Consider the following 9,424-nt stretch of genomic DNA (forward strand, 5'->3'; position numbering starts at 1 on the left):
AGTGGTCTGAGAGATTTCACGTAGGTTTGCCGGACGATGACCGACACCATTCCCGCCCCCGTCCCGACCCGCACGATCCGGGTCAGCGTCGGCGCCGTCGCCACCACCATCGCCTGCGTACTGCCCGTCTTCCTGCTGGGTGGCCTCGCTGTGCAGATGGGCGCGGACCTCGGCTTCTCCCCGGCCGGCCTCGGCCTCGCCGTGGCCGTCTACTTCGGGGTCAGCGCACTGGCCTCGGTGCCCTCCGGCCGCCTGGTCGAACGCTACGGGTCGGCCGTGGTGGCCCGGTGCGCCATCCTGCTGTCCGCCGGCTCGATGCTGGCCGTCGCGGCGCTCGCCCGGTCCTACCCGGTGCTGGTAGGGCTGCTGGCGTTGAGCGCCGCCGCGAACGCCTCCGGCCAGCTGGCCAGCAACGCGGCGCTGGCACAGCACGTCCCCGCCCGCCGGCAGGGCTTGTCCTTCGGCGTCAAGCAGGCGGCCATCCCGGTGTCCACCCTGTTGGCCGGGGTGGCGGTGCCCACCATCGCGCTCACCGCCGGCTGGCGCTGGGCGTTCGTGGCGGCCGCCGCGGCGGCACTGACGGCACTGCCCTCGGTGGGACGGCAGCACTCCGGCCCTTCCCGGCGGACCGTTTCCGAGCGGGCGGGCCGGGCCACGGCGGCGCTGGTGGTGGTCGGTGCGGCGGCGACGTTGGCCGCGGGCGCGGCCAACGCGCTCGGCACCTTTTTGGTGGACTCCGCGGCCGCCCGGGGCCTGTCACCGGGCCTCGCCGGCCTCACCCTGACCCTGGGCAGCGCGATCTGCGTGCTGGCCCGGGTCGGTGCCGGCTGGATGGCCGACCGGCGCTCCAGCGGCCACGTGGCGCTGATCGCGGCCATGCTGGTGGTCGGTGCCGTCGGGCTGGGCCTGCTCGCCCTGACCGGCGCGGTGCCGCTGGTGGCGGGTGTCGTGCTCGGCTTCGGCCTCGGATGGGCCTGGCCCGGTCTGATGAACTTCGCGGTGGTTCGGCTGCACCCGCAGGCCCCGGCCGCCGCCACCTCGATCACCCAGACCGGGGTGTACGCGGGCGGCTGCCTCGGGCCGCTGAGTCTAGGCCCGCTCGCGGCCCACCTCGGCTATCCGACGATGTGGACCACGGCAGCGGTGGCGATGCTGCTCGCCGCCGCCCTCATGCTCGTCGGCAGCCGCCTGTTGACCCGTCCCGTCGAGACGGGCCGGGATGGGGATCAGCTGGTGCGGTCGGCGATGTAGTCGCAGAGCGACTCGAGGGCGCGGCGGGACGGGCCGGTCGGGAGCGGGGCCAGGCGCGCGCGGGCCTCCTCGGCGTAGCTGCGAACGGTCTCCTGGGCCCGCTTGAGCGCCGGGCTCTCCCGGAGCAGCCCCAGCGCCTCGGCGTGCAGCGCGTCGTCGGTGAGCGGGCCGGTGGCCAGGATCTCCCGCAGCCGCACCGAGGCGGCGTCGGAGTCGTCCGCCGCGCGGGCGTAGAGCACCGGCAGCGTCGGAACACCCTCGCGCAGGTCGGTGCCGGGGGTCTTGCCCGACTGCGTCGACTCCGAGGCGATGTCCAGCAGGTCGTCGGTGAGTTGGAAGGCGACGCCGATGGTCTCGCCGTATCCGGCCAGCGCCTCGATGTGCTCGGCGTCGGCGCCACCGAACATGCCGCCGAACCGGACCGAGGTGGCGATCAGCGAGCCGGTCTTCTCGGCGATCACGTGCAGGTAGTGCGCGACCGGATCGTCGCCGGCGCGGGGGCCCACGGTCTCCGCGATCTGCCCGTGCACCAGCCGGGCGAAGGTGCGCGCCTGCAACCGGACCGCCTCGGGGCCCAGGTCGGCCGCGATGTCCGCAGCCCGGGCGAAGAGGTAGTCGCCGACCAGGATGGCGACCGAGTTGGTCCAGCGGGAGTTGGCGCTCGGCGCCCCCCGCCGCACGGCGGCCTCGTCCATCACGTCGTCGTGGTAGAGGGTTGCCAGGTGGGTGAGCTCCATCACCACGGCCGCCGGCACCACCTGCGGGGAGTTCGGGTCACCGAACTGGGCGCCCAGCGCCACCAGCAGCGGCCGGAACCGCTTTCCACCGGCCTCGACGAGGTGCCGGGCAGCCTCGGTGACGAACGGGTCGGCGCTGGTCACACTGGCTCGCAGGTCGACCTCGACCGCCTCCAGCAGACCCAGCACGGATGCCTCGACGCGGGGATCGGCGAGATGGAGGCCGAGCGCGCCGAACTGACTTGTGCTCGCCCGACCCCGGCGACCGCCGGAACCGGTGGCACCTGAACGCTCGCCAGCCGGAATCACCACGCTATCAACCATGCCACACCCGTTCGACCTGCCCCGATCGGGGATGTGCACCGGGGGTCGGCACGGTGACCCGTGCCGACCCCCGCTTCGCCGAAGCTCTCCTCAGCGCACGAATTCGGCGGCTCCGGTGGCCAGGTCGAGCAGCGGCGCCGGTGCGACACCCAGCACCAGTGTGGCCAGTACGCCGATCATGAGCGCGGCGGAGGTGAGCCCACCGGGCACGGTGACCGTCGGGGTGGACTCGCCCGGCTCGGAGAGCCACATCATCACCACGACCCGCAGGTACGGGAAGGCCAGCACCATGCTGGTCAGCACGCCGGCGATCACCAGCCAGGCGTGACCACCGTCCAGCGCCGGCCCGAAGACCGCGAACTTGCTGGTGAAGCCACTGGTGAGCGGAATGCCGGCGAATGCCAGCAGGATGAACGTGAACAGACCGGCGTAGAACGGCGAGCGACGGCCCAGCCCGGCCCAGCGGGACAGGTGGGTGGCCTCCCCGTCGTCGTCCCGGACCAGGGTGACGACCGCGAACGCGGCCAGCACCGAGAAGCCGTACGCGACCAGGTAGAACATGGTCCCGGACAGCCCGTCGCGGCTCGGCGACAGCACACCCACCAGCAGGTAGCCGGCGTTGGCGATCGAGGAGTACGCGAGCAGCCGCTTGATGTCGGTCTGGGTGACCGCGAGCACCGCGCCGACCAGCATGGTCAGCACCGCCACCGCGCCGAGCACAGGCGTGAAGTCCCAGGCGGCGCCGGCGAACGCCACGTGGAACACGCGCAGCAGCGCGCCGAACGCGGCGACCTTGGTGCAGGCGGCCATGAAACCCGTGACCGGAGTCGGCGCGCCCTGGTAGACGTCCGGCGTCCAGACGTGGAACGGAGCGGCCGCGGCCTTGAAGAGCAGACCGATGGCGAGCAGCGCCATACCGGCGAAGAGCAGCACCGGGCTGGCCGGCGATTCGAGCACCGCCGCGTTGATCGTGGCGAAGTCGACCCCGGCACCACGGCCCGGGATCCCCGAGGTGAAGCCGTAGATCAGGGCCACCCCGAACAGGAAGAACGCCGAGGCGTACGCCCCGAGCAGGAAGTACTTCATCGCCGCCTCCTGGCTCAGCAGTCGCCGGCGACGGGCCAGCGCGCAGAGCAGATACAACGGCAGCGAGAAGACTTCCAGCGCGATGAACATGGTCAGCAGGTCATTGGCCGCCACGAAGATCAGCATCCCGCCGATCGCGAACGTGGTGAGCGGGTAGACCTCGGTGAGGCCGTTGCGCCCCTCGGCCTGGCGCCGGTCGTCGGCCGACTCGGCGGTCACCGCGGCCTGGGCCACGAACGCCCCACCCCGCTCCACCGACCGGTCACCGATCAGCAGCAGCGCCATCGCGGCCAACACCAGGATCGCGCCCTGGAGGAAGAGCGTCGGCCCGTCCACCGAGATGGACTGGCCGGCGGTGATGAGCCGGTCGTCGGCGTTGAGCACCACCATGGTCAGCGCCGCGAGGACGGCCAGCAGGGCCATCGTCAGCTGCACCACGTGCCGCAGCCGCCGGGGCACGAAGGCCTCGACCAGCACGCCGAACAGCGCGGCACCCAGCATGATCATGATTGGGGCGAGCGCCGCGTAGTCCAGCGACGGCAGTTTCAACTCACTCATTTGGCCGCCTCCTGAACGGTGCCCACCGACGGGGCGGGGTCGGTCCTGCCGACGTCGTCCATGGTCGCCTGGACGGCGGGGTTGATCACGTCAGTGACCGGCTTGGGATAGAAGCCGAGCAGCAGGATCAGCGCGACCAGTGGGGCGACCACCACCTTCTCGCGCAGGTTGAGGTCCCGGCGCATCCCCTCGACCTCGGTCAGCGCCGGATTGAGCGTGCCCTGGGTGGTGCGCTGCACCATCCACAGCACGTACGCGGCGGCCAGGATGATGCCGAGCGTGGCGACGACCGCGACCGGCTTGTTCACCGTGAACGTGCCGATCAGCACCAGGAACTCGGAGATGAACGGCGCGGTCCCGGGCAGCGCGAGCGAGGCGAGACCCGCGAAGAACAGCACCCCGGCGAGCACCGGAACCAGCTTGCCGGCTCCACCGAAGTCCGTGATCAGCGCCGAGCCGCGCCGGCTGATCAGCATGCCCACCACCAGGAAGAGCAGGCCGGTGGCCAGCCCGTGGTTGAGCATGTAGAGAACCGCGCCGGTGCCCGCCTGGCTGGTGAAGGCGAAGATGCCGACGCCGATGAAGCCGAAGTGCGCGATCGAGGTGTACGACACCAGCCGCTTGAGGTCGTTCTGACCGACCGCCAGCAGCGCGGCGTACACGATGCCGATCACGCCCAGCGCCAGGGCCCACGGTGCGAACCACTTCGACGCCTCGGGGAACAGCGGCAGGCAGTAGCGCAGGATGCCGAACGTACCGACCTTGTCGAGCACGCCCACCAGCAGCGCTGCGGCCCCCGCGGGGGCGGCGCCACCGGCGTCCGGCAGCCAGGTGTGGAACGGGAAGAACGGTGCCTTGATGGCGAACGCCAGGAAGAAGCCGAGGAACAGCCAACGCCCGGTGCCGGTGCTGATGTCGACCTTCGACAACGCCTCCCAGTCGAAGGTCTTTCCGCCGACCACCCACAGCCCGATCACCGCGGCCAGCATGAACAGACCGCCGACGAGCGAGTAGAGGAAGAACTTCACCGCCGCGTACTGCCGCTGGTGGCCGCCGTAGCTGCCGATCAGGAAGTACATCGGCACCAGCATGACCTCGAAGAACACGTAGAACAGGAAGACGTCGGCGGCCGCGAAGACGCCGATCATCGTGCACTCGAGGACCAGCAGCAGTGCGAAGTAGACGGGCACCGACCGCTTCGACGACTCGGCGTCGTGCCAGGACGCCAGGATCACCAGCGGCACCAGCACCGCGATCAGCATCAGCATCACCAGCGCGATGCCGTCGGCGGCGAAGGTGAATCTGACCCCCCAGTTCGGGATCCACGAGTACGACTCGCGGAACTGGAACCGGTCACCGCCTGCCTTGAAGCTGACCCACATCACCACCGAGAGCACCAGCACCAGCAGCGACCAGACGAACGCCACCTGCTTGGCCAGCTCCGGCCGGTGGCGCGGCAGGAAGGCCACCACGAGGGCGCCGACCAGGGGCGCCACGGTGAGCACCGAGAGGAACGGGAAGTTGGACATTATGCGGCCTTACCTCCGTCGTGGATGCGTAGTCCGCCGGCGGGGGCGGCCGGAACGAGGTCGATCACGCCAACCACCCGGCCTGCACGGCCAGGAACGCCGCCATCACCAGCAGCGCGCCGGCCAGGATCGAGGTGGCGTACGAGCGGACGAAGCCGGTCTGCAGCCGCCGGAGACGACCCGAGCCACCACCGACGGCGGCGGCGAGCCCGTTGACCAGCCCGTCGATGCCCCGGTTGTCGAGGAAGACCAGCGCCCGGGTGAGGAAGATGCCCGGCTTCTCGAAGACCGCCTCGTTCACCGCATCGGTGTAGAGGTTGCGCCGCGCGGCGGTGACCAGCACCCCGGCCGGCTGCGGCGCGGTGGCCGTACCGGCCCGGAACAGGAACCAGGCCAGCCCGGCGCCGAGCACGGTCACCAGCAGCGACAACGTGGTGATCACGGCGTGCGGGAGGACCGCCTCGTGCTCGGCCTGCTCGCCGCCCAGCCCTGCGGTCGCCGTCAGCCAGTCCGGTACGGACGTGGAGAGCAGGAAACCGGCGCCGACCGAGCCGACCGCCAGCAGGATCAGCGGAATGGTCATCAGCTTCGGCGACTCGTGCGGGTGCTCGATGTCCTCGGTCCACCGCTTCGGCCCGTGGAACGTGAGGACGAAGAGCCGGGTCATGTAGAACGCGGTCAGCCCGGCGCCGAGCAACGCCGCACCGCCGAAGAGCCAGGCCGTCCAGTCCGCCCGCTCGAAGGCGGCCACGATGATCGGCTCCTTCGAGAAGAAGCCCGAGAACGGGAACATGCCGATGATGGCCAGCCAGCCCATCATGAAGGTCAACCAGGTGATCTTCATGTACTTCGACAGCCCGCCGAAGCGGCGGATGTCCACCTGGTCCTTCATGCCGTGCATGACCGAGCCGGCACCCAGGAACATGTTGGCCTTGAAGAAGCCGTGCGCCAGCAGGTGCACGATGGCCAGGGCGTACGCCCCGCCGCCGAGCCCGACGCCGAGGAACATGTAGCCGATCTGGCTCACCGTCGACCAGGCGAGTACCCGCTTGATGTCGTCCTTGGCCGCGCCGATGATGCAGCCCATCAGCAGGGTGAGCGCGCCGACGCTGACCACCACCAGCTGGAGCGTCGAGTCGGCGGAGAAGATCGGGTTGGACCGGGCGACGAGGTAGACGCCCGCGGTGACCATGGTGGCGGCGTGGATGAGCGCCGACACCGGAGTGGGGCCCTCCATGGCGTCCGGCAGCCACGCCTGCAGCGGGAACTGGCCGGACTTGCCGGCCGCGCCGAGCAGCAGCAGCAGGCCGAGCACCAGCACGGTCGAGCCGCCGAGCGCGCCGACGCCGTTGAACACCTCGTCGTACTGGGTGGTGCCCAGGGTCGCGAACATGATGAAGATGCCGATGGCCAGGCCCGTGTCGCCGACCCGGTTCATCAGGAACGCCTTCTTGCCGGCGGTGGCCGCGCTGGGCCGCTCGTACCAGAAGGAGATCAGCAGGTACGACGCCAGACCGACGCCCTCCCAGCCGAAGTACAGCATCACGTAGTTGTTGCCGAGCACCAGCAGCAGCATGGCCGCGACGAAAAGGTTGAAGTACGCGAAGAACCGGCGTCGACCCGCGTCGTGCGCCATGTACTCCACCGCGTACAGGTGGATCAGAAAGCCCACCCCGGTGATCAGAAGTACGAACACCGCGGCCAGCGGGTCGAACAGTAGGCCGAAGTCGACCCGCAGGTCACCGACGGCGATGAAGTCCCAGAGGCTCAGCTCGACCGACTTGTTCTCCAGGCCCCGGAGCTGGAGGAAGGACGACAGGCCCAGCACGAACGCCGCGCCGATGGCGGCGACGCCCAGCCAGTGCCCCCAGCGGTCGGCCCGCCGGCCGAGCAGCAGCAGGATCGCCGCGCTGACCAGCGGGATCGCCACCAGCAGCCAGACGCTGCTGAGCAGGCCACCGGCCGGCGCGTAGGCGACGGTGCCGGCCGGCTCGGCCTGGGCGTACGTCAGAATCTCTTGCACCGGTGACCCCTCAGTACTTCAGCAGGTTGGCGTCGTCGACGCTCGCCGAGCGTCGTGTCCGGAAGATCGACATGATGATCGCGAGCCCGACCACGACCTCGGCCGCCGCCACCACCATCACGAAGAACGCCATGATCTGACCGTTGAGGTCGCCGTTGATCCGGCTGAAGGTGACCAGGGTCAGGTTGGCTGCGTTGAGCATCAGCTCCACGCACATGAACAGCACGATTGCGTTGCGTCGGATGAGCACGCCGGCCGCGCCGATGGTGAACAGCACCGCGGCGAGGACCAGGTAGTAGTTCGGCTCGACCGAGAAGAAACTGCCCATCAGCGGGCCTGCCTTTCGTTCGCGACTGCGGGGCTCCGCTTCGCTGCACTCCTCGCGCTCACCGGTGCCCGCCTTCCGTTCGCGACTGCGGGGCTCCGCTTCGCTGCACTCCTCGCGCTCACCGATGCCCGCCTTTCGTTCGCGACTGCGGGGCTCCGCTTCGCTGCACTCCTCGCGCTCACCGGTCCGTGCCCTTCAGGGAGGTCTCCTCGGCGGTCAGCTCGCGCTGCGGAAGGATCGCCGGGGTGCTGCGGTCGGTCAGGCGGCCGTCGGGCAGCCGGGCCGGAGTGGCCACCGAGGACGAGGTGGCGAAGACGCCCGGGCCGGGCTTCGGGCCGGGGTAGTTGCCGGGAGCGAAGCGGGCCAGCATCGTCGACGGCTGGTCGATCTTGTCCTGCTTGCGCCGCTCGACGTGCGCCAGCACCATGGCGCCGACCGCCGCGGTGATCAGCAGTGCCGAGGTCAGCTCGAACGCGAAGACGTACTTGGTGAACAGCAGCCGGGCGATGCCCTGCACGTTGCCCTCCGCGTTGGGCTGCTGCAGGCCGACCGCAGTGGTCTTCTCGACCGCGTGGTAGAGACCGCTGCCGACCAGGCCGGCGAAGCCCAGCCCGAGCACGATCGCGGCGACCCGCTGGCCGCGGAGCGTCTCGATCAGTGAGTCGGAGGCGTCCCGGCCGACCAGCATCAACACGAAGAGGAAGAGCATCATGATCGCGCCGGTGTAGACGATGATCTGCACCATGCCGATGAACGGACCTGCCTGGAGCACGTAGAACACGCCCAGACAGAGCATGGTCAGCACCAGCCAGAGCGCCGAGTGCACGGCGTTGCGCGCGGCCACCATGCCGATCCCGCCGATCAGCGCGAGCGGGGCGAGGATCCAGAAGGTGACCGCCTCGCCGACGGGCACCGAGGCCGCCGCGGCGAGCACCGTGGACGTGGTCATGCTCCCTCTCCCTTGCCCGCGTCGGCTCGCTGGGCCGCCTGCTCGGCGCCCGGGAACGTCACGCCGGGGTGCTCGTCGACCTGGTAGCGGCCGGGACCCATCGCGGACGTCTCGGCCCCGGCGGAGGTGCCCGGGTTGTCCAGCGCGCCGACGTAGTAGTCCTTCTCGCTGTCGCCCAGTCGCATCGGGTGCGGCGGCTGCTCCATGCCCTGCAGCAGCGGTGCGAGCAGCTGCTCCTTGGTGAAGATCAGATCCTGCCGGTTGTCCCGGGCCAGCTCGTACTCGTTGCTCATGGTCAGCGAACGGGTCGGGCAGGCCTCGATGCACAGCCCGCAGAAGATGCACCGGGCGTAGTTGATCTGATAGACGCTGGCGTACCGCTCACCCGGTGAGAAGCGCTGCTCGTCGGTGTTGTCGCCACCCTCGACGAAGATCGCGTCCGCCGGGCAGGCCCAGGCGCACAGCTCACAGCCGATGCACTTCTCCAGGCCGTCCGGGTGCCGGTTGAGGATGTGCCGCCCGTGGTAGCGCGGCGCCGACACCGGCGGCTTGAACGGGTAGTCGGTGGTGACGACCTTCCTGAACATGTGCGAGAAGGTGACCCCGAATCCTTTGAACGTTCCGGTGATCGCGCCCACG

8 protein-coding genes are annotated in these 9,424 nt (G+C 70.1%); 1 reads left to right on the top strand and 7 read right to left on the bottom strand.

Annotated features, from left to right (window positions below; translation table 11 throughout):
• Window positions 1-36 precede the first annotated feature (36 nt).
• Window positions 37-1,251: an MFS transporter gene (locus ACLJN9_RS07115; RefSeq protein WP_410810296.1), complete on the top strand. Its 1,215-nt coding sequence runs from the start codon at window positions 37-39 to the stop codon at window positions 1,249-1,251.
• Here the strand turns inward: ACLJN9_RS07115 and ACLJN9_RS07120 are convergent.
• From ACLJN9_RS07120 to nuoI, 7 genes are all read right to left on the bottom strand, one after another.
• A complete protein-coding gene (locus ACLJN9_RS07120) occupies window positions 1,227-2,312 on the bottom strand; it encodes a polyprenyl synthetase family protein (protein WP_410810297.1) in 1,086 nt (361 codons plus the stop codon). The genes ACLJN9_RS07115 and ACLJN9_RS07120 overlap by 25 nt on opposite strands.
• Before the next feature lie 90 nt (window positions 2,313-2,402).
• A complete protein-coding gene (gene nuoN, locus ACLJN9_RS07125; RefSeq protein WP_410810298.1) occupies window positions 2,403-3,956 on the bottom strand; it encodes an NADH-quinone oxidoreductase subunit NuoN in 1,554 nt (517 codons plus the stop codon).
• Window positions 3,953-5,485 carry an NADH-quinone oxidoreductase subunit M gene (locus tag ACLJN9_RS07130; protein ID WP_410810299.1) on the bottom strand — a complete coding sequence of 511 codons (1,533 nt, stop codon included), beginning with the start codon at window positions 5,483-5,485 and terminating at the stop codon, window positions 3,953-3,955. Before ACLJN9_RS07130 ends, nuoN begins: the two co-directional genes overlap by 4 nt.
• Window positions 5,486-5,549: 64 nt before the next feature.
• Complete coding sequence (gene nuoL / locus ACLJN9_RS07135) at window positions 5,550-7,508, bottom strand: NADH-quinone oxidoreductase subunit L (protein ID WP_410810300.1); 1,959 nt, start codon at window positions 7,506-7,508, stop codon at window positions 5,550-5,552.
• Between the two features lie 10 nt (window positions 7,509-7,518).
• Window positions 7,519-7,836 (bottom strand): NADH-quinone oxidoreductase subunit NuoK, encoded by a 318-nt coding sequence (gene nuoK, locus ACLJN9_RS07140; RefSeq protein WP_347663518.1) that lies wholly within the window; start codon window positions 7,834-7,836, stop codon window positions 7,519-7,521.
• Between the two features lie 178 nt (window positions 7,837-8,014).
• On the bottom strand, window positions 8,015-8,785 hold the full coding sequence (locus ACLJN9_RS07145; protein WP_410810301.1) for an NADH-quinone oxidoreductase subunit J: 771 nt from the start codon (window positions 8,783-8,785) through the stop codon (window positions 8,015-8,017).
• Complete coding sequence (gene nuoI, locus ACLJN9_RS07150) at window positions 8,782-9,423, bottom strand: NADH-quinone oxidoreductase subunit NuoI (RefSeq protein WP_410810302.1); 642 nt, start codon at window positions 9,421-9,423, stop codon at window positions 8,782-8,784. Before nuoI ends, ACLJN9_RS07145 begins: the two co-directional genes overlap by 4 nt.
• Window position 9,424: the final 1 nt, after the last annotated feature.

The sequence above is a fragment of the Micromonospora sp. 067-2 genome, from assembly GCF_046549295.1.
In the GTDB taxonomy this organism is placed as follows: Bacteria; Actinomycetota; Actinomycetes; order Mycobacteriales; family Micromonosporaceae; genus Micromonospora.

Excerpts from the sequence above, each read along its gene's own strand:
- ACLJN9_RS07115 (WP_410810296.1), top strand. The coding sequence starts at position 37 with ATGACCGACACCATTCCCGCCCCCGTCCCGACCCGCACGATCCGGGTC.
- ACLJN9_RS07120 (WP_410810297.1), bottom strand. The coding sequence starts at position 2,312 with ATGGTTGATAGCGTGGTGATTCCGGCTGGCGAGCGTTCAGGTGCCACC.
- nuoN (WP_410810298.1), bottom strand. The coding sequence starts at position 3,956 with ATGAGTGAGTTGAAACTGCCGTCGCTGGACTACGCGGCGCTCGCCCCA.
- ACLJN9_RS07130 (WP_410810299.1), bottom strand. The coding sequence starts at position 5,485 with ATGTCCAACTTCCCGTTCCTCTCGGTGCTCACCGTGGCGCCCCTGGTC.
- nuoK (WP_347663518.1), bottom strand. The coding sequence starts at position 7,836 with ATGGGCAGTTTCTTCTCGGTCGAGCCGAACTACTACCTGGTCCTCGCC.
- ACLJN9_RS07145 (WP_410810301.1), bottom strand. The coding sequence starts at position 8,785 with ATGACCACGTCCACGGTGCTCGCCGCGGCGGCCTCGGTGCCCGTCGGC.